19 protein-coding genes and 1 pseudogene are annotated in these 24,797 nt (G+C 74.5%); 9 read left to right on the top strand and 11 right to left on the bottom strand.

Features of this window, described 5'->3' with window-relative positions; genetic code table 11:
- Positions 1 to 13 precede the first annotated feature (13 nt).
- A complete protein-coding gene (locus tag EDF18_RS12880; protein WP_233569130.1) occupies positions 14 to 1,123 on the bottom strand; it encodes a PDZ domain-containing protein in 1,110 nt (369 codons plus the stop codon).
- Between the two features lie 99 nt (positions 1,124 to 1,222).
- Here EDF18_RS12880 and EDF18_RS12875 point away from each other — a divergent pair, with 99 nt between their 5' ends.
- Both EDF18_RS12875 and EDF18_RS16820 read left to right on the top strand, forming a co-directional pair.
- A complete protein-coding gene (locus EDF18_RS12875) occupies positions 1,223 to 2,599 on the top strand; it encodes a zinc-dependent metalloprotease (protein WP_123548151.1) in 1,377 nt (458 codons plus the stop codon).
- 25 nt (positions 2,600 to 2,624) lie between these two features.
- Positions 2,625 to 3,494, top strand: a pseudogene (locus tag EDF18_RS16820) (hypothetical protein); the annotation flags it as partial.
- On the opposite strand, the gene EDF18_RS12865 reads toward EDF18_RS16820, so the two are convergent.
- Complete coding sequence (locus EDF18_RS12865; protein ID WP_123548149.1) at positions 3,493 to 5,205, bottom strand: ATP-dependent helicase; 1,713 nt, start codon at positions 5,203 to 5,205, stop codon at positions 3,493 to 3,495. The pseudogene EDF18_RS16820 and the gene EDF18_RS12865 sit on opposite strands and share 2 nt — an antisense overlap.
- A complete protein-coding gene (nudC, locus tag EDF18_RS12860; protein ID WP_123548148.1) occupies positions 5,202 to 6,134 on the bottom strand; it encodes an NAD(+) diphosphatase in 933 nt (310 codons plus the stop codon). The genes EDF18_RS12865 and nudC overlap by 4 nt, the downstream gene beginning before the upstream one ends.
- A 74-nt stretch (positions 6,135 to 6,208) precedes the next feature.
- Between nudC and EDF18_RS12855 the strand changes: the two genes are divergently transcribed.
- Positions 6,209 to 7,204 (top strand): phosphotransferase, encoded by a 996-nt coding sequence (locus EDF18_RS12855; protein ID WP_123548346.1) that lies wholly within the window; start codon positions 6,209 to 6,211, stop codon positions 7,202 to 7,204.
- A 121-nt stretch (positions 7,205 to 7,325) separates the two neighbouring features.
- Here the strand turns inward: EDF18_RS12855 and EDF18_RS12850 are convergent, their stop codons facing one another.
- Together EDF18_RS12850 and EDF18_RS12845 are read right to left on the bottom strand one after the other, a co-directional pair.
- A complete protein-coding gene (locus tag EDF18_RS12850) occupies positions 7,326 to 10,601 on the bottom strand; it encodes an ATP-dependent DNA helicase (protein ID WP_233569129.1) in 3,276 nt (1,091 codons plus the stop codon).
- Entirely contained in the window at positions 10,598 to 13,786 is a 3,189-nt protein-coding gene (locus EDF18_RS12845) for an ATP-dependent DNA helicase (RefSeq protein ID WP_123548146.1), read from the bottom strand. Before EDF18_RS12845 ends, EDF18_RS12850 begins: the two co-directional genes overlap by 4 nt.
- Positions 13,787 to 13,907: 121 nt before the next feature.
- Here EDF18_RS12845 and EDF18_RS12840 point away from each other — a divergent pair, with 121 nt between their 5' ends.
- Complete coding sequence (locus EDF18_RS12840) at positions 13,908 to 14,132, top strand: DUF3107 domain-containing protein (RefSeq protein WP_123548145.1); 225 nt, start codon at positions 13,908 to 13,910, stop codon at positions 14,130 to 14,132.
- A gap of 1 nt (position 14,133) precedes the next feature.
- On the top strand, positions 14,134 to 14,424 hold the full coding sequence (locus tag EDF18_RS12835) for a hypothetical protein (protein WP_123548144.1): 291 nt from the start codon (positions 14,134 to 14,136) through the stop codon (positions 14,422 to 14,424).
- 31 nt (positions 14,425 to 14,455) lie between these two features.
- Here the strand turns inward: EDF18_RS12835 and EDF18_RS12830 are convergent, their stop codons facing one another.
- Complete coding sequence (locus EDF18_RS12830; protein ID WP_233569128.1) at positions 14,456 to 15,175, bottom strand: ferritin-like fold-containing protein; 720 nt, start codon at positions 15,173 to 15,175, stop codon at positions 14,456 to 14,458.
- An 87-nt stretch (positions 15,176 to 15,262) separates the two neighbouring features.
- Here EDF18_RS12830 and EDF18_RS12825 point away from each other — a divergent pair, with 87 nt between their 5' ends.
- Entirely contained in the window at positions 15,263 to 16,729 is a 1,467-nt protein-coding gene (locus EDF18_RS12825) for a DEAD/DEAH box helicase (RefSeq protein ID WP_123548344.1), read from the top strand.
- A gap of 113 nt (positions 16,730 to 16,842) precedes the next feature.
- On the opposite strand, the gene EDF18_RS12820 is transcribed toward EDF18_RS12825, so the two are convergent.
- Positions 16,843 to 17,697 (bottom strand): PHP domain-containing protein, encoded by an 855-nt coding sequence (locus EDF18_RS12820; protein WP_123548143.1) that lies wholly within the window; start codon positions 17,695 to 17,697, stop codon positions 16,843 to 16,845.
- A gap of 85 nt (positions 17,698 to 17,782) precedes the next feature.
- Here EDF18_RS12820 and EDF18_RS12815 point away from each other — a divergent pair, with 85 nt between their 5' ends.
- On the top strand, positions 17,783 to 18,811 hold the full coding sequence (locus EDF18_RS12815; RefSeq protein ID WP_158614675.1) for an endonuclease/exonuclease/phosphatase family protein: 1,029 nt from the start codon (positions 17,783 to 17,785) through the stop codon (positions 18,809 to 18,811).
- Between the two features lie 47 nt (positions 18,812 to 18,858).
- The gene (locus EDF18_RS12810) at positions 18,859 to 20,400 is read left to right on the top strand and encodes an aminopeptidase P family protein (protein ID WP_123548141.1); all 1,542 of its coding nucleotides are present in this window, start codon (positions 18,859 to 18,861) and stop codon (positions 20,398 to 20,400) included.
- A 120-nt stretch (positions 20,401 to 20,520) separates the two neighbouring features.
- Here the strand turns inward: EDF18_RS12810 and EDF18_RS12805 are convergent, their stop codons facing one another.
- The 3 genes from EDF18_RS12805 to EDF18_RS12795 all read right to left on the bottom strand — a co-directional run bounded on the left by EDF18_RS12805 (position 20,521) and on the right by EDF18_RS12795 (position 22,929).
- Complete coding sequence (locus EDF18_RS12805; protein ID WP_233569127.1) at positions 20,521 to 21,390, bottom strand: copper resistance CopC family protein; 870 nt, start codon at positions 21,388 to 21,390, stop codon at positions 20,521 to 20,523.
- The gene (locus EDF18_RS12800; RefSeq protein ID WP_123548140.1) at positions 21,387 to 22,196 is read right to left on the bottom strand and encodes a YcnI family protein; all 810 of its coding nucleotides are present in this window, start codon (positions 22,194 to 22,196) and stop codon (positions 21,387 to 21,389) included. Before EDF18_RS12800 ends, EDF18_RS12805 begins: the two co-directional genes overlap by 4 nt.
- A gap of 115 nt (positions 22,197 to 22,311) precedes the next feature.
- Complete coding sequence (locus EDF18_RS12795) at positions 22,312 to 22,929, bottom strand: hypothetical protein (RefSeq protein WP_123548139.1); 618 nt, start codon at positions 22,927 to 22,929, stop codon at positions 22,312 to 22,314.
- Between the two features lie 239 nt (positions 22,930 to 23,168).
- On the opposite strand from EDF18_RS12795, the gene EDF18_RS12790 reads away from it, so the two are divergent.
- Entirely contained in the window at positions 23,169 to 24,215 is a 1,047-nt protein-coding gene (locus tag EDF18_RS12790) for a hypothetical protein (RefSeq protein WP_123548138.1), read from the top strand.
- A gap of 26 nt (positions 24,216 to 24,241) precedes the next feature.
- Here the strand turns inward: EDF18_RS12790 and EDF18_RS12785 are convergent, their stop codons facing one another.
- Positions 24,242 to 24,739 (bottom strand): general stress protein, encoded by a 498-nt coding sequence (locus EDF18_RS12785; protein WP_123548137.1) that lies wholly within the window; start codon positions 24,737 to 24,739, stop codon positions 24,242 to 24,244.
- Positions 24,740 to 24,797 lie beyond the last annotated feature (58 nt).

Raw genomic sequence — 24,797 nt, 5'->3', positions numbered from 1 at the left:
CGCCCCCTCGCGCCTACTGCGCCGAGCAGGTGGGCAGGGCCCCGGTGTCGCCCCCGTCGGCCACGGTCTCGAGCGCCGTGACGGCGTCGTCGAGGGTGGCGACCGAGTAGACGTCGAGCCCGTCGGGCACGTGTCCGACGACCTCGTCGCAGTTCGAGCTCGGCGCGAGGAACACGGTGGCGCCGGCGTCGCGCGCGCCGTAGAGCTTCTGGCGGATGCCGCCGATCGGGCCGACCGTGCCGGACGCGGTGATCGTGCCCGTGCCCGCGACCCGCTCGCCGCCGTTGAGCTCGCCGGGCGTCGTCTTGTCGATGATGCCGAGGGCGAACATCATGCCGGCGCTGGGGCCGCCCACCTTGTCGAGGCGCAGGGTGACGTCGAAGGGGAACGTGTAGTCGACGCTGACGCCGACCCCCAGCAAGGAGGTGCCCTGCACCTCCTGGGGCGTGATCCGCTCGGTCTCGCGCTGGCCCGACCGCTCGACCACCACCTCCGCCGGGGACGTCGCCCCGTTGTCGGCCACGATCGAGCGCAGGGCGTCGACGTCGCCGTTCGTCGTCAGGTCCTGGCCGTTGACGCTCACGAGCACGTCGCCCTCCTCGAGCACGCCCTCGGACGGGCCGCCGGGCGAGACCTGGCTCACCGAGACCGTGCTGGGGACCTGGTACCCCTCGTGCACCAGGGCGGCCGCGACGGCGGACTTCTGGGAGTTCTGCATGTCGACGGCGTTCTGCTCGTCGACCTGCTCGTTCGAGACGCCGGAGGGGTAGATCGCCTCGACCGGCACGACGGCGCGGCTCGGGGAGAACCAGGAGCCGACGACCTCGATCCAGCTCGGGCGGACGGACTCGTTGCCCTGGACGCTCACGGTGAGGAGGTCGAGGGAACCCGCAGTGGGGTAGGTCTCCGCACCGTCGACGGTGATCAGCGGGGCGTCCTCGCCCTCGTACTCGGCGGTGCCCAGGGTGTCGAAGACGGGGCCGGGCTGCTCGATCAGGTACGGCGACGGGATGAAGGTGAGGGCGAGGCCGGAGACGAGGGCGACGCCGAGGAGGGACCAGCCGAGACGGCCGGAGCGGCGACCGGCCGTGGCGGCTCGGGTCGGGGGCGTGAACAAGGCCACGGGTGTTCCTCTCGCTGTTCGCCACGGGCGCAGCGAAGGACCCTGGGGCATCGGCCGGGATCCAGGCTGTTCCTGGGGCCACGAGCTAGCGTAGCCACCATGACCGATGATCCGCAGCGCGAGCCTGAGGACGAGTTCCGCGACATGCTCCGCCAGTTCCTGTCCGGCGACTCCGAGATCGATCCGTCGCAGCTCGCGGGTGCCGCGGGGCTGCCGAACGACCCGGCCTTCGTGGCCCAGCTGATGAGCCAACTGCAGTCCGCGGTGGCCCGCAGCGGCGACGGCATCGACTGGTCGGTCGCCACCGACCAGGCCGCCTCGGTGGGCACGCAGTCCGCCGTCGCGACCAGCCCGGCCGACGAGCGGGCCCTCGAGCAGGCGTTCCACGTCGCGGCCCTCTGGCTCGACGACGTCACCTTCGTCTCCGAGCTCACGGTCGCGCCTCGCCTCCTCACGCGCGCCGAGTGGGCACGGCTCTCGATGCCGGTGTGGACCCAGCTCGCCGAGCCGGTCGCCGAGTCCATCGCCGACTCCCTCACGAACGTCCTCCGCGAGCAGGCCCCGGAAGAGATGCAGCAGCTGCTCGCCGGTGCCAGCCAGGTGATGCGGAGCGTCGGCGGCACGCTGTTCGCGATGCAGCTCGGCCGGGTCGTGGGCCAGCTCTCGACCGAGGTCGTCTCCGGCGGCGACGTCGGCATCCCCCTCCTCGACGACCAGCAGGCCGCGCTCGTGCCGCAGAACGTCGCCGCCTTCGGCGAGGGCCTCGACATCGAGACCGACCAGGTGCAGCTCTACCTCGCTGTGCGGGAGCTCGCCCACGCCCGGCTGTTCCGGCACGCTCGGTGGCTCCGCCTGCACCTCATCTCGTCCATCCGCGAGTTCGCCCAGGGCATCCGCATCGACACGGCCCGGCTCGAGGAGCTGGCGGTCGACTTCGACCCCTCCGACCCGGGCGAGCTGCGCGACGCGCTGGCGAGCGGCGCGCTGATCCCGCCGAAGACCGACGAGCAGCTCGCCGCGCTCGGCCGGCTCGAGACGACCCTCGCCCTGATCGAGGGCTGGGTCGACGTGGTCACCGCCCAGGCCACCGCGCGCCTCCCCCGCTCCGCCGCCATCGCCGAGACGGTGCGCCGTCGCCGAGCCGCGGGCGGGCCGGCCGAGTCCGCGTTCTCCACGCTCGTGGGACTCGAGCTGCGGCCCCGCCGACTGCGAGAGGCCGCGGCCATGTGGTCGGCCGTCTCGGAGGCGGTGGGCGCCGAGCAGCGCGACGCTCTCTGGTCGCACCCCGACATCGTGCCCACCAGCGCGGACGTCGACGACCCGCAGGCGCTGATCGCCCGGCTCACGTCGAGCGAGCCGGCCTTCGACGACGTCGACCAGGCCATCGAGGACCTGCTGAACGACACGAGCGACGACCGTCCCCGCGAGGCGGAGGACGGCTCGGCCGACGAGCCCGGCTCCTCCCCCGCCCTCTGAGGACCACGGCAGCCCCAGAGCTCCTGTGGACAACCCCGCGGGGCCGGACGGCGTGGTCCAGTCTCGTCAGGTGCCCCGTTCCTCGCCGCTCCGCCTCCCTGCCCGTGCTCCCGTCGTCTGGCGTGATCCGTCGTCGCTCCAGATCGGGGTGGAGCACGTGCACGCTGTCGTCTACCGCGTCACGGCGGGGCAGGCGGAGTTCCTGGCCGCCGTCTCGGCCGGCCTCGGGGCCGGCGGCATCTCGGCGGTGGTGGTCCAGGTGGGCTGCGACAGGTCCGAGGCCCTCGACCTCGTGAGGCGGCTCGGGCCCGTCCTCCTCCCCGGCCCCTCGGCACAGCTCGCCCTCACGCCCCGCCCGGTCGTCCGGCTCGCGGGGCGCGGCGCGCTGGCCGACGAGGTGGGGCGCCTGCTCGAGTCCTGCGGCCTCGGCGTGCTCCTCGAGGACGGCGAGTCGGCCGCCTCGGCCGCCTCGACGCCGGGTCGGGGTCGGGTCGACGGGGCGCGGCAGCACGTCGGCGTCGTCGTCGGCGGCCTCGCCCTCGACCCCGTCGTCGTGTCCGAGTGGCTGCGCCGGGACGTGCCGCACGTCCTCGTGCGCATCGGCGACCGCTCGGTCCGCGTCGGTCCGGTCGTGGTCCCCGGGGTCACGGCCTGTGCGCGGTGCCTGCACCTCCACGACGGCGACCGCGACCGTGCGTGGCCGGCCGTCGCGGGGCAGCTGGCCGCGCTCCCCGTCGCCGCGCCTCCCCTGCTCGTCCTGCGGGACGCCGCGGTCCGGACCGTCCGTCGCGTCCTCGCGGCGACGACGTCCCTGGCCGGAGGCGACGGCGGCGGCCGCGTCGGCGGTTCCGACCCGGCGGAGGTCGTCCGCATCGACCTCGACACCTACGAGGTCAGCTCGTCGGTCGTGCGGCCCCATCCCGACTGCGGGTGCGGAGCTCCTCCAGGAACCGGCTCGGTCGACGCTCGCCGCCCCGGCCCTGGCCGGTCGGCGCCCACGAGAGACGCAGTCGCTCCCGCGCCCGGGTGATGCCGACGTAGAGCAGGCGTCGTTCCTCGTCGATCGCCTCGAGTCCCTGGGCGTAGCTGATCGGCACCAGACCCTCGCTGAGGCCGATCAGGTAGACGCTCCGCCACTCGAGGCCCTTGGCCGAGTGCAGCGTGGCGAGGGTGACCGCGGCCATCGTCGGCTCGTGCTGCCCGGCCTGCCTCGCCAGCAGCTCCTCGACGAACTGCACCAGGGTCGTCCCCTCCGGCGAGGCCTCGGCGAGGCCCATCAGGGCGTTCAGCGACTCCCAGCGGTCGCGGAGGGCGCCTCGCTGCTCCGGCGCCTCCTGCGTCCAGCCGAGGGAGCGCAACACGTCGCTGACCGTCTTGAAGAGGGGCTCGCCGATGATGCTGACCGATGCTCCCTTGAGCATCATCACCGCCTCCTTGACCTCGCGGAGGTCGAAGAACCGAGTGGCCCCGTGGATCCGCGTCGAGACTCCCACGTCGGCCAGGGCGCGCTCGAGGGCCGCGGCCTGCACGTTGACCCGGTAGAGCACCGCGATCTCCTCCGGCGCGACCCCGCTGCGGATCTCGTCGGCGATCGTCTGCGCGACGCCGCGGGCCTCGGCCATGTCGGTCGGGTACTGGACGACGGGCGGCACCGGCCCCGTCGACTCGACCGCGGGGTGGAGGTGCAGCGCGCCGGGCCGGCCCCGCATCAGCTGGTTCGCCGTGTCGACGATCTGGCGCGACGACCGGTAGTTCTGCTCGAGCCGGACCACGGTCGCGTCGTCGTAGCGCGAGCCGAAGCCCAGGAGGTAGTCGGCCGACGCCCCGGCGAACGAGTAGATCGTCTGGCTCGCGTCGCCCACGACGCAGAGGTCGTTGCGGTCGCCGAGCCAGAGCTCGAGCAGCTCCTGCTGCAGCGGGGAGACGTCCTGGTACTCGTCGACGACGAAGAAGCGGTACTGCTCACGGACCTGCTGCGCGACGCGGGGCTCGAGCTGCATCATGCCGACGGTCGCCAGGAGGACGTCCTCGAAGTCGAGCTGCCGGCGCTCGTCCTTGATGTCCTCGTAGGCACGGTGCAGGTCGACGGCCTTCTCGACGGTGAGCGCCTGCGGCAGGTTCCGCGAGTGCGCCTTCACGGCGTACTGCTCCACCGTCAGCCGCGACACCTTGCGCCACTCGATCTCGCCCGCCGTGTCGCGCAGGGACGCCGTGTCCAGCTTCAGGCCCACGCGCTCGGCCGCGTGGGCCAGGAGCTTCCCCTTGCTGTCGATCAGCCGCGGCATCTGCCCGCCCATCGTCTGGGGCCAGAAGTACGACAGCTGCGACAGGGCCGAGGCGTGGAAGGTACGAGCCGAGACCCCGCCCGCACCGAGCTGGCGGAGGCGCCCCCGGAGCTCGGCCGCGGCACGCGACGTGAACGTGAGGGCCATCACGCGCCCAGGCGCGTAGACGCCCGTGGCGACCCCGTAGGCGATGCGGTGGGTGATCGCCCTGGTCTTGCCCGTACCGGCCCCCGCCAGCAGGCAGACGGGGCCGAGCAGTCGCCTGGCCGCCTCGCGCTGCTGCTCGTCGAGGCCCGCGATCAGCGACGCGGCGTCGCTCACTGGTCGAGCTCGGCGCCGAACCAGTCCTCGATGATGGCGCGTGCGATGGAGGTGCGGCCGGGCAGGAGGACCTCGCCGAGCGAGGCGGCCAGCTCGTCGCGGCTGAACCAGCGCAGGTCGAGGATCTCGGCGCCGTCGGGCTCGAGGGTGCCCGGGTCGTCGACGTCGACGCGCGCCGTGAAGCCGAGCATGAGGCTGGCGGGGAACGGCCAGGGCTGCGACCCCACGTACCGCGGGTCGACGACCTTGACGCCGCTCTCCTCGAAGATCTCGCGCTGGACCGCGTGCTCGAGGGACTCGCCCGGCTCGACGAAGCCCGCCAACAGCGACCAGCGGTTGGACTCCCACAGGGCGTTCGAGCCGAGCAGGAGGCGGTCCTCGGCGTCCGTGACGCCCACGATGATCGCCGGGTCGGTCCGGGGGAAGACCTCGTGGCCGTCGTCGGCGTCGCGACCGACCCACCCGGCCTTGTCGCGGACGAGGGGACGGCCGGTGCGGGGCGAGAACCGGTGCGAGTCGTGCCAGTTCGCGAGCGCCACGGCCTCCACGGCCAGGCCGGCGTCCCGGTCGCTCAGCCGGGTGCCGAACATGCGGACGCTGCCCCAGTCGTCGTCGGTCGCCGACAGCCGGGCCGAGGCCTCGTCGCCGAGCAGGGCCGCGACCAGGGGCGTGCCCACGGGCTCGGCCGCGTCGGGGTCGAGCGACCGGCCGAGGTAGAGGTAACCGGCCGCCTCGGGGACCTCGCTCGGAGGCAGGAGGGCGAGACGGTCGCCGCCCGCCATCAGCAGGCGGGTGCCCCACACGGGGAGCACGCGCGTGCTCGACTCGGCGAGGAGCTCGGGGATCGCGTCGGGTCTCTCTCGCGTGAGGTAGTCACGGTCGACCTGGTGTCGGGCGAGGGGCAGCCGGGACGTGAGCGGCGAGGACATCGGACGACCAATCATCGCGAGTTGACAGCGTGGCGAACGGCGGAGCACCGGACACTGCGGCCTACCCTGAGGGCATGGCCAGATCTCACCTCACTCTAGCCGCGTTGGCCACGGCCGCCGTCGCCGACCTCGACGTGCGCACGACCTCCCCGCACGGCTCCTCGACCGGCGACGTCGACTCCGCGCTGCTCTCGACGGGGGCCGGTGACGAGCTCATCGTGCGCGTCCCCCGGTCGCAGCGTGCCGAGGCACAGCAGTCCGCCGACCTGGTCGCCCTCCGTGCCCTCAGCGCGGGCGTCCGCGGGCGTCTGCCCTTCGCCGTCCCGTCCTACCGGGGCCAGGCCCCCGTCGGCCGTACCCGCGGGATCGTCTACGACTTCATCGCGGGCACGCACCTCCGCACGGCCCAGGTGACCGGCGGCTCCGGCCTGCCCACGGCCCTCGGCCGAGGCGTGGCCGCGATCCACGCCCTGCCGACCAGCTTCGTCACCGACGCGGGGCTCACGAGCCACACGCCGTTCGAGGCGATGCGCTCCACGGCCTCGCTCGTCGACCGCGCCGCCTCCACCCGGCTGTTGCCCGCCGCACTGCTCGAGCGGTGGGAGGCGGCGATCCAGGACCACGTGCTGTGGCAGTTCCAGCCCACCGTCGTCAACGGCTCCCTCGACGCGGCGTCCTTCCTCGTCCTGGACGGCGCCGTCACCGGGGTGCTGGGATGGCACGACCTGCAGGTCGGCGACCCTGCCCGCGATCTCGCCTGGCTGCTCGGCGCTGGCCCCGAGGCCGTCGACTCCGCCTTCTCGGCCTACAACGACGCCCGGGGCACGAGCGACCACCAGCTCCGACGCCGCGCGACCCTCTACCGCGAGCTCGACACGGCGAAGTGGCTGCTGCACGGCACCGCCACGAAGAACACCGCCGTCGTCGACGACGCCGTCGGCATGATGGCCGCCCTGGTCGACCGGCTGCAGTCTCCCGACGGGGTGTCGATCTCGTCGGACTCGACGGCCGCGCTCGACCTCGACGGCGTCGAGGAGCTGCTCTCGACCACCGAGCGCCGGCACGGCTGAGGCCCGCTCGGGCTGACGGTCGGACCGGCGGAGACCCGGTCGGGCTGACCCTCGGCTCGACCGAGCTGCCCGTGGCGCCTGTGCCTGGCGCCTGTGCCTGGGCCTGGGCCTGGGCGGCGGGCTACTCGACCTGGCCCCCTGCCTCCACCACGTCCCAGAGGGCCGTCAGCTCGTCCCTGTCCGCGATGTGCCGGGGCTCGACCACGACGTCGTCCGCCACGAAGTAGAAGGCCGCGTCGATGTCGTCCGCCGGCACGCCGCGGAACGCGGAGTATGCCTCGCGGTAGAGGGCGAGCTGCAGCTGCCGCAGCTCGAGGTCTGCGTCGTCCGTCGGGGCTCGACCGGTCTTCCAGTCGACCACCTGGAGGCGCCCCTCCCGCTCGAAGACGGCGTCGATCTTGCAGATGACCGTCCGCCGCCCGAGCGGCAGGTGGACCTCCAGCTCGACCTCGACCGGCTCGAGCCGTGCCCAGGGAGACCCCTCGAAGGTGGCCTGGAGCTCGACGAGACGGCGCGCGTCGTCGGGATCGACGAGTCCGTTCCCGCCTCGCTCCTCGTCGTCGTCGAGGTCGAGCTCGAGACCCCACGCGTCGAGCAGCTCGGCGCGGCCGGTCGGCCGGTAGCGCTGCTCGACCCACTCGTGGAACAGGGTGCCGAGGCGCGTCGCCCGGTAAGGGCGCTCCGGCAGCGGACGTCGCAGGGACGAGGCGACGCCGGAGGGGTCGCTCACGTAGTCCTTGAAGCGGGACGCCGGGATGCGCTGCGGCAGGTCGATGCTGCCGGCCCGCCGACGGACGGCCTCTCGCTCGAGCAGGAGCAGGTCGATGTCGTCGGCCCACGGCCCCACGTCCTCTCGCCGCCGGGCCGCCGCGTCGACCACCTCGCCGGTGCCGTCCTCCGCCGACTCGCGAGCTCGGAGGGTGCGCCCGACCCGCACGGCGGCGCGCTCGACCCGTGCGCGCCTCGGGCCCAGGGGGTCGACGGGCCAGACCAGCTCGCGCGACGACTGGGCGAGAGGGTCGGACTCGTCGTCGGGCTCGACCGGCACCGCCTCGGCCGGGACGAGGCCCGCCTCCACCAGCTCGGCCAGGTACCTGCTCGGCTGCCGCGGCTTCACGGTCGACGACCAGAACGACCCGCTGAGCAGCAGGGCCTCCTTCGCTCGGGTGAACGCGACGTACGCGAGGCGCCTCTCCTCAGAGAGGTGCCGACGCCGGAGGTCGTCCTTGAAGGCCGCGAGTCGCTGGTCGAACTCCTTCTGGTCGTCGACGGAGCGCCAGGCGAGGTCCGGCAGCTCGGCGGCGTCGCCGCGGAACTCGTAGGGCAGCTCGCCGAAGCCGAGCCAGCCGACGCCCTCGCGCGACGTGCCGGGCAGCTCGCCCTCGACGAGGCGGGGGACGGCGACGAGGTCCCACTCGAGGCCCTTGGAGCCGTGCACGGTGAGCAGCTGGACGGTGCCGGGCTCGCCGTCGTCCGACCTCGGCCCCATGTCGTCACGCCGCTCGGCCGCGGCCAGCCAGGAGAGGAAGCCGCCGAGGGCGGCGTTCTCGTCCGCCGCGACGTAGCCTGTCAGCTCGTCCTCGAAGGCCTGCAGCCACGCGCCGCCGTGGCCCTGCCCCGTGGCGGCCGCGACCTCGACGTCGAGCAGCATCTCCTGCTGCACCAGCGTCACGAGGTCGACCAGGTCGAGGCCCGTGCGCCCGCGCAGGAACGCCAGCTGCGAGCCCAGCCGCCGCATCCGGGCGAGGCCCTCGTCGCTCAGCCCGCGCAGTTGTCCGTGCCCGTCGGGCGCCGTGGCCACGAAGTCGAGCGCGTCGACCAGGGAGCCGTGCTCGCCCACGGCGACGGACGCGCGGAACCCCGCGGCGACCTCGTCGCCCAGCACCTGCTGCGCGTGGTCGTGGGCGAACAGCCAGGAGGCGACGGACCGGAGCGCCGCGACGTCGTGCAGGCCGATCCGCCAGCGCGCACCCGTCATGAGCCGGATGAGCTCGGACCCGGCCGAGGGGTCGTGGAGCACCCGGAGGCAGGACACCAGGTCGACGACCTCGGGACGCTGCAGGAGCCCGCCGACGCCGAGGACCCGGTAGGGCACCCCGCGCTCGGCGAGCGCCTCGACGAAGGCGGGCATCGTCTTCTTTGACCGGAACAGCAGCGCCGCCGTGCGCGGCGACGGGACGCCGTCGACGACGGGCGGGTCGGCGAGCTCGCGGGCGAACCAGGCCGCGACCTGGTCCGCCTCGGCCGGCAGGGTCTGCTCGAAGAGCGTCTCGACCCGGCCGTCGGGGGCCGTGGGCCGGGCTCGCAGCTCGCCGACCGGCACCTCGGACGCCGCCGCCAGCTCGGCCACCACCACGTTGGCGGCGTCGAGCACGCCTCGGGAGTTGCGCCAGCTCGTCGACAGGCTGTAGACGGCGTCGGACTCGGCCCCGAAGTCGACGGGGAACCGGCCGAGGTTCGCCGCGGAGGCACCCCGGAAGCCGTAGATGGACTGGTGCGGGTCGCCGACCGCCATCACGCCCGTGGTGGCGAACAGGCGCGACAGCAGGCGCGTCTGCACGACGCTCGTGTCCTGGTACTCGTCGAGGAGCACGACGCGGAAGCGCGCGCGCATCGCGTCGACGACCTCGGGGGCCGTGTCGCAGACGTCGAGGGCGAGCGCCACCTGGTCGGAGTACTCGACGAGGCCCCGACGCGCCTTCTCGTCGGCGAACTGCTCGGCGAGCGCCACGAGCGGCGGCAGCGCCGACACCGCGGCGACCGCGTCGGTGACCGACCTGTAGGCCGACCCCTTGGTCGAGGGCAGGCCCGCGAGGTCGAGGAACCGGTCGCTGAGACGGAGCACGTCGTCGCCGTCGGCCACGTTCTCGCTGAGGGCGTGGCTCAGCCGGAGCACCGCCTCGGTCAAGGAGTCGACGCTGCGTCCGAGCCCGGCGAGGCGCTCGTCGCGGCTCGCGACGACCAGCGACCGGGCCAGCTGCCAGGCCGAGGCCTCGCCGAGCACCTGCGACTCGGGCTCGCGCCCCACGCGGAGCGCGTCGTCGCGGAACACCCCGTTGGCGAAGGCGTTGTACGTCGACACGGTGGGGACGTCGAACGGGTCGGGGTCGTCGCCCAGCAGCCCCGCCTCGCCGAGCTGGCGGATGCGCTTCTCGATGCGTTCGCCCAGCTCGCCGGCGGCCTTGCGCGTGAAGGTCAGGCCGAGCACCTGCGAGACCTCGACGTGGCCGTTGGCGAGCAGCCAGACGACCCTGTTGGCCATGGTCTCGGTCTTGCCGCTGCCGGCGCCCGCGACCACGAGGGCGGGCACGAGCGGCGCCTCGATGACGGCCTGCTGCTCGGGCGTCGGCTCGGGCAGGCCGAGGCGCACCGCGACGTCGACCGCCGACAGGCTCACGAGCTGACCTCGCCGACGACGTGGATGCGGCAGGAGCCGCCGGTCCGGCCTTCGCAGTGCTCGTCGAGGCGGGCCAGGAAGACCTGCCCCGCCATCCCCTCGGCCGCGGTCTCGACGCGGCCGCGGAACTCCTGGAGCATCTCGGCGTCGAAGGCGGCCTGGGCGGGTTCCCGGTAGAGCTTGCCCCGCACGCCGGACGACACGACGACGAGCTTCGCTCCGCCCGGCGGCGTCCCCTCCGGCACGCTCTCGACCGCGCCGTCGGCGAGGGCGAGCTGGTAGCTGCCGAGCTGCGGGTGGGCGGCGATGGCCGCCGACGACGTCGGCGCGGCCCGCCCGGTCTTGAGGTCGACGATGACCGCGGCGCCGTCGCGGGTGCGCTCGACCCGGTCGATCGAGCCACGGAGGCGCGCAGGACCGGTGTCGAGGGTGAAGGTCGACTCCGCGCCGATCAGCTCGCCGCCCGACTGCGCGAAGTCACGCAGGTAGGAGGCGAGGCTCTCGGTCATCTGCCGGGCTCGGCGCTTCTCGGCCTCGGCGATCCAGGGCGACTCGAAGTCGAGCTCGTCCCAGCGCTCCTCGACCGCGTTCCACAGTGCCTCGACGTCGGTGTCGAGCGCGTGCTCCATGACCGAGTGGAGGACCGTGCCGATGCCCATCGAGGCGTTCGGCGCCGATCCGCCGAACCGGTCGACGAACCAGTGCAGCGGGCACTCCTCGAACGAGCCGAGCTGCGAGGGCGAGACCGCGACGTGGGCCTCGGGCTCGGAGAGGTCGACCAGGGGAACAGACGTGCTCGGCTCGGCGAGGCCGTACCACTCGCCCGGGTGCGCCCCGGCGACGCCGGCCGCGGCGAGACGGGCGAGGCCCGCCGTCGCCGACTCCGCGCGGCCCTGGTGGGTCGACTCGACCACCACGTGACGGAGATGCCCCACGAGGCCGCGGAGCGAGAGCGGGTGCCCTCCGGACGGCGACGGCGCGTCGGTCGGCAGCAGCCGGAAGAAGACCGACGGCCCCTCGTCGTCGTCGGAGGTGCAGGAGAGGACGACCTGGCGACGCGCTCGCGAGACCGTGAGCGCGAACATGCGCAGCTCGTCGCTGAGCACCGCGGCACGGGCGTCGACCGGGGTCGGCCCCTGGTCGGGCCCCTCGCCCGCCTGCGCCGCGTCGACCAGGTCGTCGGGGCCGAGCAGGGCACCGCGAACCCGGAGGTTCGGCCACACGCCGTCCTGCAGGCGGGCTGCGATGACGACGTCGACCTCGAGGCCCACCGCGGCGGACGGGGTGCAGACGAGCACCGACTCGGCGGACGCCTGCGGCGAGAGGGTGTCCTCGGGGACCTCGGCGCCGAGCAGGGCGTCGAGGAACCCGACGGCGGGGGCCTCCGGGGTGCGCTCGACGAACCGCTTCGCGGCCGTGAACAACGCGACCACCCCGTCGAGGTGCCGGTCGGCCTCGGCCGCCACGATCCCCCGGCCCGCGGCGCGGGCGCTCCACTCGCGCGCGAGGCCGCTGCGGTCCCAGAGCCCCCAGAGGACTTCCTCGATGCTGGCGCCGGCCGCGGCCTCGCGACGGGCGCCGTCGAGGCTGGCCGCGAAGCGGCCCGCCCGGGCCGCCGGCCTCGAGTCGATCGTCGCGAAGCGTCCCGGCCCGGCGAGCGCCTCGACGAGCAGGGCGTCGGCGGAGCGCGTGCCTCCCCCCGCGAGCTCGTCCGCCCGCAGGGCGAGCCGGAGGCGGCGGAGGGACAGCGCGTCGAAGCCCGCGAGCGGGCCGAGCAGGAGCTCGGCCGCCAGGTCGGCCGTGAGCTCGTCCCGCCCGACGGCCACCGAGGCGGCCAGCAGGAGGTGGCGCGCCCCGTGCTCGTCGCGGACCGCGCGGCCCGCCGCCGAGGTGCGCGTGGGGACGTCGGCGAGCTGGAGGCCGCGGGCGACGCCGGGCACCTGGCCGCCGCTGCGCACGACGACCATCATGCTCGACCACGGGACGCCCGAGACGAGGTGGTGCTCGCGCAGCACCCGCGCCACGGTCGAGAGCTCGTGGGCGGGGCTGTCGGCCTGGACGGAGAGCACCGGAGGGACGTCACGGCGAGGCAGCCCGTCCGGACGAGGGCCCGGCGCGCCGGGAGCGCCCGGCGCTCCCGCCGCGGGCCGCCCCGGCTCGGCGGCGTGCTGGCGCCCGGCGCCGGCCGTGCCGATGCGCGCCGTCACCCGCTGCACGAGCTCGCGGAGCGGCGCGTCGTGCCGGTGCGCGGTCGAGAGCCACAGCGTCCGCGCGTCGGGCAGGCCGAGCCGCTGGCCGAGCCGGCCGAGCACGTCGGGGCTGCCGCCGCGGAACGCGCTCGTGGCGAGGTCGGGATCGCCGAGCGCGATCACGGCGACCCCGCGGCGCGCGAGGGCTCGCAGCAGGGCGACGGTGGACTCGGTGGCCTCCTGCGCGTCGTCGACGAGCACGGCACGGAGGCCGTCGACGACCGGTGCGGTCTCGCCGCGGTCGAGCGCCGCCACGGCCCAGTCGACGAGCTCCGCCGAGTCGAGTCGGCGGCCCGGCATGGCGTCGACGACGCCGTGGTACTCGTCGACGAAGTCGGCGACGGCGGCCCACTCGGGCCGGTCGCGCGCCGCGGAGAGCCGACGCAGGTCGTCGGGCGAGAGGCCCTGCTCGGTCGCGCGCATCATCACCTCGCGCAGCTCGGTGCGGAACCCCCGCAGCACGCGGACGCGGGGGCCGAGGACGTCGGGCCACCGAGGGCCCGTGCCGTCGGCCTCGTGGCCCTCGAGCATCGAGCGCACGACCGAGTCGTGGTCCCCGCCGGTCAGGAGCGCGGGCGGCTCGGCGCCAGCGAGACGGGCGGCGTGGCCGACCACGTCGAAGGCGAGGGACGAGACGGTGCGCGCAAGGGGGCCGGGGGTGGGCACGTCGAGCCGGGCGGCCAGGACGTCGCGGAGGCGCGTGGCCGTCGTGCGGGACGGCGTCAGCGCCGTCACGGAGCCGGGCGCCCAGCCGCGGGTCTCGAGCCGGTCGGCGACGAACTCGACGAGGGCGGTCGTCTTGCCGGTGCCCGGGGCCCCGATCACCGCGGCGGAGACGCCGTCGGGCAGGTCGAGCACCGCCCGCTGGGACGCGTCGAGCTCGACCGCCGACCGCGTGTCGGTGCCCGAGACCGGGCGGAAGGAAGTCGTCACCATGCGCTCGACGCTAGCGGCTGCCGCCGACACCGAGGAGCGACGCGGGCTGCTGCCGCGACGCCGCTTGCGCTCTCGGTGAACGCGTCAGGCCGCACGGGGCCCGGTCGGATATCGTGACGTCGTGGACATTCGCATCGGCATCACCAACAGCCCCCGTGAGATCAGCTTCGAGACGTCGCAGACCGCGGCCGAGGTCGAGGCGATCGTCGCCGACGCCCTCGACGGCAGCAAGACGTACGTCACCCTCGCCGGCTCGAAGGGCAAGACCTACCTCGTGCCGACCGCCTCCCTCGCCTACGTCGAGGTCGGCTCCGACGAGAACCGCCGCGTCGGCTTCGTCAGCTGACATGGAGCTCCTCTTCGTCGTGCTCGGCGGCGCTCTGCTGGGCTTCGTCGCCCACTTCGCGCTGCCGGCCGCCGACACCCGCGGGGTGCTCCTGGCGCCCGCGGCCGCGGCGTCCGTCGCCGCCGTCGCCTGGCAGGTCCTCCTCCTGGCGGGCCTGACGGCCGACGGCGGCTGGATCTGGGTCGTCTCGCTCGTGCTGTCGGGCGTCGTCGCGATCGTGGTCTGCCGCGTCGCGGCGACGGCGAGGAGGCGCCGCGACGGCGACCTGCTCGCCCGCCTCCTGCGGGGCTGACGCCGCGCGCTGCCCCCGCAGCGGGGTGCCGTCAGGCCGTGAGGCCGAGGGCGTCCATCCGGCGTGTGTGCGCCGCCACGAGCTCGGTGAAGACCGGCTCCAGCCGCTCGTCGTCGGCCGACTCGTGCGACGCGGAGATCGCCGCGCGGGCCACGAGCAGCGTGTCGCCGACGAGTCGGCGGCCCCACAGGGCCAGGCGCGAGGCGAGCTGCGGGTCGTCCTCGATGGCCGCCGAGAGCTCGGCCACGATGGCGGACTCGTCGTCGCCCGCCTCCAGCACCCGCACGATGCGCTCGCGGTGATCGGCGGTCAGGCCCGCCGCCAGTCGGACGAACACGTCGTTCAGCAGACCTGCGGCGACGTAGGAGGCGAGGATCGCCTCGTGCCAGTCGGCGCCCTCGGTGCGTCGTCGGAACTCGTCCACGGCGTGGCGGTGAGGCTCCATCGAGACCGTCGGGTCGCCTCCCGTGCGCTCGATCTCGGCGAGCAGGCCCCGGTGCCGGTCGAGGGTACTGCCGGCCACGCGGGCGGTCATCCGCTGCGCGCGCACGTGCGGGGCGGACTCTGCGGCACGGCCGAGGCCCTCGAAGAGCGACAGCTCGAGGTAGGCGGCCTGACCGAGGTAGACGTCGAGGTCGGGGGTGAAGTCGCCGAGCTCGACCCGGTTCACGGGCACGGCCTTGGAGGCGGGCCGCGGCCACTGGATGGACGGGACGCCGCGCTGAGACCTCCGGCCCTTCCATGACACCACGCCGCAAGCTTACGGGGTCCGGGGGTCGCGGCCGCACGACGGGCTAAACTGTCCGCGATCCGCCTACACATGAGACAGGGCAACTACGTGACTTTCACCGATCTTCAGATCGACCAGGACATGGTCGACGCACTGGCTGCGAAGGGGATCCTCGAACCGTTCCCCATCCAGACCCAGACCATCCCGCTCGCGCTCTCCGGCCAGGACATCATCGGCCAGGCCAAGACGGGCACCGGCAAGACCCTCGGCTTCGGTCTCCCCATCGTCCAGCGCATCGGCCTCTCGCCCGAGCCCGGCGTCAAGGTGCTGGTCGTCGTCCCGACCCGCGAGCTCTGCGTCCAGGTCGCCGAGGACCTCGAGGTGGCCACGTCGAACCGCGATACCAAGGTCGTCAGCATCTACGGCGGCAAGGCCTACGAGGGCCAGGTCGAGCAGCTCAAGGCCGGCGCGCAGATCGTGGTGGGCACCCCCGGGCGCCTCCTCGACCTGGCCGGCCAGCGCCTCCTCGACCTCAAGGGCGTGAAGGAGGTCGTGCTCGACGAGGCCGACAAGATGCTCGACCTGGGCTTCCTCAGCGACATCGAGAAGATCTTCCAGCAGGTGCCGGCGACGCGCCACACCATGTTGTTCTCCGCGACGATGCCCGGGCCGATCGTGGCGCTGGCCCGCCGCTTCATGACGAAACCGATCCACATCCGCGCCACCGACCCCGACGAGGGCCTGACGCAGGCGAACATCAAGCACGTCGTCTACCGCGCCCACTCGCTCGACAAGGACGAGGTCATCGCGCGCATCCTGCAGGCCGAAGGCCGCGGCAAGACCGTCGTCTTCACCCGCACCAAGCGCGCCGCCGCGAAGCTGGTCGAAGAGCTGAACGACCGCGGCTTCAACGCCGCCGCCGTGCACGGCGACCTGAACCAGGAGCAGCGCGAGCGCGCGATGGCGGCCTTCAAGGCCGGCAAGAAGGACATCCTGATCGCGACCGACGTCGCGGCACGCGGCATCGACGTCAACGACGTGACGCACGTGATCAACCACACGGTCCCCGACGACCACGACACGTACCTGCACCGCGCCGGCCGGACGGGCCGCGCGGGCAAGACCGGCATCGCGGTCACGTTCGTCGACTGGGACGACCTGCACAAGTGGGCCCTCATCGACCGTGCCCTCGACATGGGCCAGCCCGAGCCCGTCGAGACGTACTCGTCGAGCCCCCACCTCTTCGAGGACCTCGACATCCCCGTCGGCACGAAGGGCCGCCTCAAGTCGGCTCCGAAGGCCGCCGTCGAGGGCGGCGCCGCCACGGCCCGCGAGCGCAACCCCGGCTCGCGCAGCCGGTCGCGCAGTGCCGAGGGCCTGTCCGGTCGTCGCGGAGGCGAGGGCGACTCCGGTCGCCGTGGAGGCGAGCAGTCGTCGCGACGCGAGCAGGCGCCCCGCCGCGACCAGGCGCCCGCCGAGGCCCCGACGGCAGCGCCCGCCGGCGACGGCGAGGCCCCTCGCCGACGCAGCCGCACGCGTCGTCGGCGCCCGGCCGGCGACGCCCCCGCGTCGTAGACCGAGCCCGGTCGACCCGAGAGGCCTCGTACCGTCACGGTGCGGGGCCTCCGTCGTCGCCCGCCCCGCTCGTCGGCCGGGCCGACCGCGCCCGCCGGCGCACCTCGGGACGATCAGCCCTCGACGGGCCGCCAACCGGTCGCGGCGTCGACGATGCGCGCCAGCTGCTCGGGGTCGGTGCTGTTCTCGCCCAGCCGGTTGGGCTTGCCCGTCCCGTGGTAGTCGCTCGAGCCGGTCGTGATGAGGTCGTGCCGGGACGCGAGCTCGCGCAGGCGCTCGGCGCCCGCCTCCGTGTTCTCGCGGTGCCGCACCTCGACGCCCAGCAGGCCCGCCTCGACGAGCTGCTCGAACGACCGCGCCGAGATGTTCGTGTCGCGTCCGCGCGTCGCCGGGTGGGCGATCACGGGGACGCCGCCGGCTGCACGGATGAGCCGGATCGCGTCGATCGGGCTCGGCGCCTCGTGCGGCTCGTAGTAGCCGGAGCGCCAGTGCAGGATGCCGGCGAACGCCGCGCTGCGGTCGGGCGCGAGGCCCTTGGCGACGAGTGCGTCCGCGATGTGGGGCCGTCCCAGGGTCGCGCCCGGCGTCGACTGGGCCAGGACGTCGGCCCAGCTCACGTCGTAGTCCGCCGCGATCCGCTCGACGATGCGCTCGGCGCGGTGCAGCCGGCTGTCGCGCAGGCGTGCCGTCTCGGCGACGAGGGCGGCGTCCTCGGGGTCGAACAGGTAGGCCAGCATGTGCACGCTGTTCATGCCGAGCCTCGTGCTCATCTCCATGCCCGGGACGAGCGTCAGGCCGCTGCCCGCGACGGCCCGGGTGGCCTCGGACCAGCCGGCCGTCGAGTCGTGGTCCGTGAGGGCCACGACGGCGAGGTCCGCGGAGACGGCCGCGGCCACGAGCTCGGCGGGGGTCTCCGTGCCGTCCGAGACGCTGCTGTGGGTGTGCAGGTCGATCGGACGGTGGGGCATCCTCTCATCGTAGGCCGACCCCGCTCCGGCCCGCCCGAGCGTCCTCCCTGCACAGGACGGGCGGTCGCCTATGCTCGGTCCCGCCATGATCCGTCGTCTCGTCGCCTTCGTCATCGTCCTCGCGGTCGCCGCCGCCCTGTTCGTCCTGCTCTGGCCGCAGCAGCTCGACCTCCAGCGGACGTGGCCCGTCGCCCAGCTGGTCTCGTTCCGCGGGGCAGCGGCGGCCGTCGCCGGTGCGCTGGCCGTGGTCCTCTTCGTCGTCGGGATCGCCGCCCGTCCGCTCCGGTCGATCGCCGCCTCCCTCGGGGTGCTGCTGCTCGTCTTCGGGGCCGTGTCCATCGGCGTGGCCGCCGCCAGGGGCCTCGGCCGCGACGACTTCGTCGAGGCGCTGCCGACCGACCTGACGGTCGTCGTCTGGAACACCGAGGGAGGCGCGCCCGGCGCCGAGGCGATCGCCGCGTTGGCCGTCGAGGAGGGCGCGGAGATCGTCAGCCTCCCCGAGACGAGCGCCGAGACCGCGACCGCAGTGGCCGACGCCATGGCGGTGGCCGGGTTGCCGATGACCGTCAAGACCGTCGAGTACCCCGCCCGGGGCGGCTCGGAGCCGACGTCGTTGCTCATCGCGGCGGCCCTCGGCGAGTACACGGTCGCCCTGGCCGAGGACGGCACCGCCGTCGAGACGACGCCGCTCATGCCCTCGGTCGTCGCCACCCCGGTCTCGGGGACAGGGCCGACCATCGTCGCCGCCCACCCCGTCGCACCGACGACCGCGCAGATGGACCCGTGGGAGGCGGGCCTCCGGTACCTCGCGGACGCCTGCACGGACGGGAACGTCATCATGGCGGGCGACTTCAACGCGACCCTCGACCACATGGCCGGCCTCGGGACCGCGGGCGGCGCCCTCGGCCGGTGCCGGGACGTCGGGGTGACGACCGCGAACGCCGGCCTGGGCACCTGGCCCACCGATCTCCCGCCGCTGCTCGGCACCCCCATCGACCACGTCCTCGCGACGCGTTCCTGGATGCCGACCGGCTACAAGGTCGTCACCGACCAGGACGAGGCCGGCAGCGACCACCGCCCCGTCGTCGCCCAGCTCACCATGACGGGCGCCTGACGCCGTACCGGGTTGGCCGGCCCGCGACTTCGCGGGAGAATGGCGGCATGGACGCACAGAAGGCACCCCGTGCCACCACGAACCGATCGACCACCCCCCGCTCGGACTCGTTCAAGGACTACATCTCGTCCCAGTGGGCCGATCGCGACGAGGTGATGCCCGCGGCCCGCGAGGAAGCCGCGTTCGCCGCCGCGCGGCGGGCTCGCCTCTCGGAGCTGCACCGGGGCGAGCGCCTCGTCGTCCCGGCCGGGCGCGCGAAGGTCCGCTCGAACGACTGCGACTACCCGTTCCGGGCGCACTCCGCCTTCGCGCACCTGACCGGCTGGGGCTCCGCCACCGTGCCCGGCTCGGTGCTCGTCCTGGAGCCCGCCGGCGACGGACACGACGCCACGCTGTACTTCCGCGCCAGTGCCGGTCGCGAATCGGACGAGTTCTACGCCGACCCCGAGATCGGGGAGTTCTGGACGGGACCTCGCCCCTCGCTCGCGCAGGTCGGCGCCGACCTCGACCTCGCCACCCGTGAGCTCGCCGAGCTGGACGCCGTCGTCGCCTCGTCGACCGGCACCACCCTGGTGCTCCGCGAGGCCGACCCCGAGCTGACCGCGCGCGTCGACGCCGTCGTCGCGGCCGCCGTCGACTCCGCCGGCCCGGACGAGACGGGCGTCGACGAGACGGGCACGGACGAGACGGGCGCGGACGCGACCGACGCCGACCCGACGTCCGCCGCGGCCGTCGACGTCCTGGCCCGCGACGCGAGCGAGCTGCGCCTCGTCAAGGACGCGTGGGAGGTGGCGCAGATGCGGCAGGCGGTCGCCGTCACCGGCCGCGGCTTCTCGGACGTCATCGCGGACTTCGACGACATCGTCGCCCACCCCCGTGGCGAGCGCCTCGTCGAGGGCACCTTCAACCGTCGCGCCCGGGCCGACGGCAACACGGTGGGCTACGACACCATCGCGGCCTCCGGCGACCACGCCTGCGTGCTGCACTGGACCCGCAACGACGGCCCGGTCGCCGACGGCGACCTGATCCTGATCGACGCCGGCATCGAGCTCGACAGCCTCTACACCGCCGACATCACCCGGACGCTGCCGGTGTCGGGCCGCTTCAGCGACGTGCAGCGACTCGTCTACGAGGCCGTGCTCGAGGCCGCCGACGCGGCGTTCGCCATCGTGCGCCCCGGCATCGCGTTCCGCGAGATCCACGCCGCCGCGATGCAGGTCATCGCCGAGCGCACCGCCGAGTGGGGCTTCCTGCCCGTCAGCGCCGCGGAGAGCCTCGAGCCCGACCACCAGTACCACCGCCGCTACATGGTGCACGGCACGAGCCACCACCTCGGCATGGACGTGCACGACTGCGCAGCCGCGCGTCGCGACCTCTACCTCGACGGCGTCCTCGAGCCCGGCATGGTGTTCACCATCGAGCCCGGGCTGTACTTCCAGCCCGACGACCTCACCGTGCCCGAGGAGTTCCGAGGCGTCGGCGTCCGGATCGAGGACGACATCCTGGTGACGGCCGACGGTGCCGAGAACCTCTCGGTCGGCATCCCGCGCACGGTCGCGGACGTCGAGGCCTGGATCGCTCGCCCGTAGCACCGTGTCCGCGGGGAGAGCCCCGGCCCCCACGAGAAGAGCCCCGGTCCCCTCAGGGGGCCGGGGCTCTCGTGTGCCCGGAGCACGGGCCCCGCAGGAGGCGCGTGCCGGGCAGCTGCGTCAGTCGCGTCCGGCGCCGGGCCCCGACTCCGTGCCGTCCACCCCGTCCACGCCGTCAGCGCGTCCTGCGCCGTCCACCCCGTCCGTCCGGTCCACCTCGCCCGCGGGACCGGCGACGTCGTCGCCGCGTCGCCGGCTCGTCACGAGCACGACGACCACGGCCACGAGGGCCAGCACGACGATGCCGATCCCGATGCCCACGACGAGGCCGAGGTTCGACTCGTCCGGGTCGGCGCTCTGGACGAGGGCCTCGCCGGTGGCGGCGTCGGTCGGGTCGGCCGAGGCCGACGAGACGACTGCGCCCGTCGACTCCGCGCCTCCCGGCTCCTCCGAGGCAGTGGGCTGCCCCGCACCGTCCCCGCCCGCGCCCTCGTCCGAGGTGTCGCAGGCGGGCCGGGTGGCGGCTCCCTCCGCGACGCTCGCCCCCGCGGGCGGCGCCCAGGTGAAGGGCAGCGACGCCGACACGGTGTGGCCGTCGGCCGAGACGGCCTGGTACGTCATCGTGTAGTCGCCCGCCGCGCCGAGCGCGACCCCGGTGCTGAGGGTGGCCCCGCTGGTGGCCGAGCAGCCGTCCTCGAAGTGCCGCCCGGAGGCGTCGGTCACCTCGAGCACGTTCGACGAGCCGGTTCCCGACAGGTCGAGGATCACGTCGTTGAAGGTGATCGACGCCTCGGTCAGCTCGGCGGACTGCGTGCTGCCCTCGGCGGGCGTGCTGCTCACGACGTAGTCGTGCGCCGAGGCGGACGAGACCGGTGCGAGCGCGAGCAGGCCCGCCGCCCCGACGCCCACGACACCGGCGACGAGAGCGGCACGGGACGGTCGCCGGCCGGCCGGCGCGCGACCGGGCAGGGTCGAGGAGGCGCGGATCACCGGCGCTCCCCCGCCGCGTCCGTGCCGGGTCGGGTCGCACCCGCGGCGCGAGGCCGTCGGGTCAGCGCCACGACGCTCACGACGAGCGCGACGGCGCCGAGCGCGAGACCGCCGATGCCGAGGCCCACGGCGACCGAGTCCGAGGCGGAGCCGGCGTCGCCGGACGACGAGTCGTCGCCCGCCGCGACGGCCGCGCCGTCCGCCTCGTCCGACATGTCGTGGCCGCCGTGCTCGTCGGCGGGCGGGGCGTCCTCGACGTACAGCACCGGGGCCGGGAACTCCGGCTCCTCGCCCGAGGCGGGAGTCTCGTCCGCCCAGTCGACGACCGAGCCGTCCGAGTAGGTCTGGTGAGCGGGCAGCGTGATCGAGCCGGTCTCCGGCACCGCGCCCGCGGAGATGACGAACTGCTGGAACTCCCCCGGGCCGACCTGCGTGCCGGGGTCGGCCGTCCAGGTGACCTCGGTGGGCGCCTCCGTCACGGTCGCGCCGTCGAGCTCGACGGGCTCGGGCAGGGTGCTCGTGGTGACGACCGTCGTCCAGCCCGGCAGCGGCTGGTAGGTGACCGACGTGAAGGGCGTGTCGGTCGGCAGGTCGACGGTGAGCCCGACGGTGCCGGCCGTGGCCGACTCGGTCGGCACCTTGAAGGTGAGGGTGGCGTACGAGCCGGCGTCGACCTGGGCGGGGTTCACGCGCACGTGCGCCGACGCCGCAAGGGGCGCGGCGAGCGTGAGAAGTGCCGCCGCGCCGAGGGCTGCGGCGACGCGCGCGGCTGCGGCCGGACGCGAGGAGGAGCGGGTGGTGGTCATGGTGGTGGTCCTGTCTGGCCGCGCGGCGGCGGCCGGTGTCGTCTGGTCTCGGGCCTCGTCGTCGAGCGGACGGCGGGCCGGGCACCGGCGTCGGGAGTCGACGCCGGTGCGGTGGTCAGACGGGCAGGGGCGGACCGCGGAGGGGCCTCGCGCTGATCGCCCGGAGGGGCGGCGCGCGCCGACCGGGCAGGGCGAGGACGGGACGGAGGCGCGGGCCCGTGCTCACGGGCGGCACGGCCCCGGAGAGCGCGCGGCGCACGCGGGCGAGACCGTGGGCGGCCACGACGGCCAGGCGCTCGAGGCAGTGGGCGCCCCAGCGCAGCCCGACCACGGTGACGAGCGCGGCGGCCGCGTGGGCGGCCCACATCAGCCCGCCGGCCATGGCCATGTGGTGCCCGTCGGGCGCGGCGAGCACGTCGGACGCACCGACCGTGACGACCAGGGGCGAGTGGTGCCCGCCCACGGACGAGGCGCCGGAGCCGGCGGCGGAGCCCAGCGAGAACAGGAGGTGGAACGCGAGCTGGCTGGCGGCGACCGAGACGGCGAGACGGAGCAGCGAGGCCCGGCGGCCGGTCAACGCGATGCAGAGGGGCACCGAGAAGGCGAGCGCGAGCACCACCCCGAGCGTGCCGGGCTCGGCACCGCCGCCCGCGACGTGCGAGAAGGCGGCGACGACGACGGAGAAGCCGGCGGTCAGCCAGCCGCGGACGAACCGCGTCCATCTCGGGGCCATGGCGCTCTCTCGGGGTCGGGGACGGTGGCGCCAGTTTACCGGGGGCCGGGGTCGGCCACGGGCCGGGACGAGGCAGGTCCGTCGACGCCGAACGACCTCGCCTGCCTGTCGCGGCGGGGAGGCCGGCGAGGGCGGCACCTGCCTTTGCCGTTGCCGTTGCCGCTGCCGCTGCGGGACAGCGGGGTCACGGGACGGCAACGATCCCGCACGACAGGTCGGGCGCCTCCTACGCTCGGCCCATGGGGCGGCTGAGCACGACCACGACGACCGGGGCGGTGCTCGCCGTGCTGCTGGCCACGGCGGGCTGCGCCTTCGACACCACGGCCCCGCCGAGGCCCGTGGCCGAGGTCGTCGACGGGGCGCCCGACTGTGCGCTGAGCGCCGACGCGTGGATCGTGCCCGAGCCGGGCACCGCGCCGTCGGCCCCTCCGCCTCCCCTGGCCGGGTCGGTGCCGGAGGGCTTCACGCCGGACTCCGCCGTGCGGTGCGCGGGGACGACGGACAGCGTCGACGACGCGGACGGGCGCTGGTCCGCCCGGCTCGAGACGACCTGGACGGACGACCTCGACCGGCTGCTGTCCGCCCTCGCCGTGCCCGACGAGACCGGCGGGTCGGGCATGTGCACCGCCGACATGGAGATCGTGCCCGACCTCTGGCTGACCTCCGCCGACGGGCGGTCGATGCGTGCGGCGTGGCCGTTGACCGCGTGCGGCAAGACGCTGCCCGGCACGCACGACGTCCTCGACGCGCTCCCCGTCGAGGAGGAGCGGCTCGTCCGCGTCTCGCTGGTCCAGAGCCGGGCTGCGCTGGACGCCGGCTGCAGCATGCAGGCCTCACTGCCGTGGATGCTCGGCGGCTCGGGGATCGCGACCGAGCTGCCCGACCCTTCCGACCTCGATCGCGCGTGCGTGTACGCGGTCGCCCCGCCGCTCCCGGACCCGACCGTGCCTGCCGACAGCCCGTTCGGCGCCGGTTCTGGTTCAGCCGCCGCGCCGGGGATGCCCACGAAGTCGGTCACGAGCGGGACGTTCACGCGGGTCGTGCCGCTCGCTGACGGCGTCGGGCCGCGGCTGGTGCTCGCCGCCGGGCAGCCGTCGACGCCCGGACTCGAGCGGTGCGACGCGACCGCGACGTCGTTCGTGACGTTCCCCGACCACGCGCCGGGCAGCTCCCTGCCGACGGATCCGCGGCTCACCGCGGAGCTGGACGGGTGCGGGCGGCTGCTGACGAGCGACGGAGGCGCCAGGTCCCTCCCCGAGGACCTCGCGGGCCTGCTGCGCGGCTGACCGGGCCCGCCGACCGCCTGGTCGCCTCAGCGCCCGGTCTGCGGCCCGGCCAGGATCTGCTGCGCGCGGTGGGTGAGCTCCGGGTCGACGACGATCTGGTAGCTGCGGGCGAGCACCTGGTGGGTCGAGGTGAAGTCGCGGCGGCGCCGGCTGATCGCGAAGCTGGCGAGGCCGTAGAGCATGCCGAAGCCGGCGCCGATCAGCGAGGCCGCGAGGATCGTCGTGACGGAGGCGGTGTCGGGCGAGAAGAGGAGCATGACGGCCCCGAAGAAGACGCCGATCCAGAGGCCCGTGACGGCGCCGGCCAGCGCCGCACGGCCGTAGGTCAGCCGGCCGGTGACCCGCTCGACCGTGGTGAGCTCGTTCCCGATGATCGCGAGCTGCTTGATGGGGAAGTCGGCGTGCGACAGGCGCTCGACGACGGCCTGGGCCTCGGGGTAGCTGGCGTACGTCCCGAGGACGTCGCCGCGGGGAAGGGTCGGGATGCTCGGCGCTCGGCGGCCCCACGGGCTCGGGTTCGTCATGAGAGCAGTGAAACACGTCGGCATGGACGGCAGCACGCGGCGCGGTCGGGCTGAGCGA

The sequence above is a fragment of the Frigoribacterium sp. PhB107 genome (assembly GCF_003751515.1).
Classification (GTDB): domain Bacteria; phylum Actinomycetota; class Actinomycetes; order Actinomycetales; family Microbacteriaceae; genus Frigoribacterium.
The sequence above is the reverse complement of the archived record's forward strand: the minus strand, read 5'-3'. Positions and strand labels throughout refer to the sequence as shown.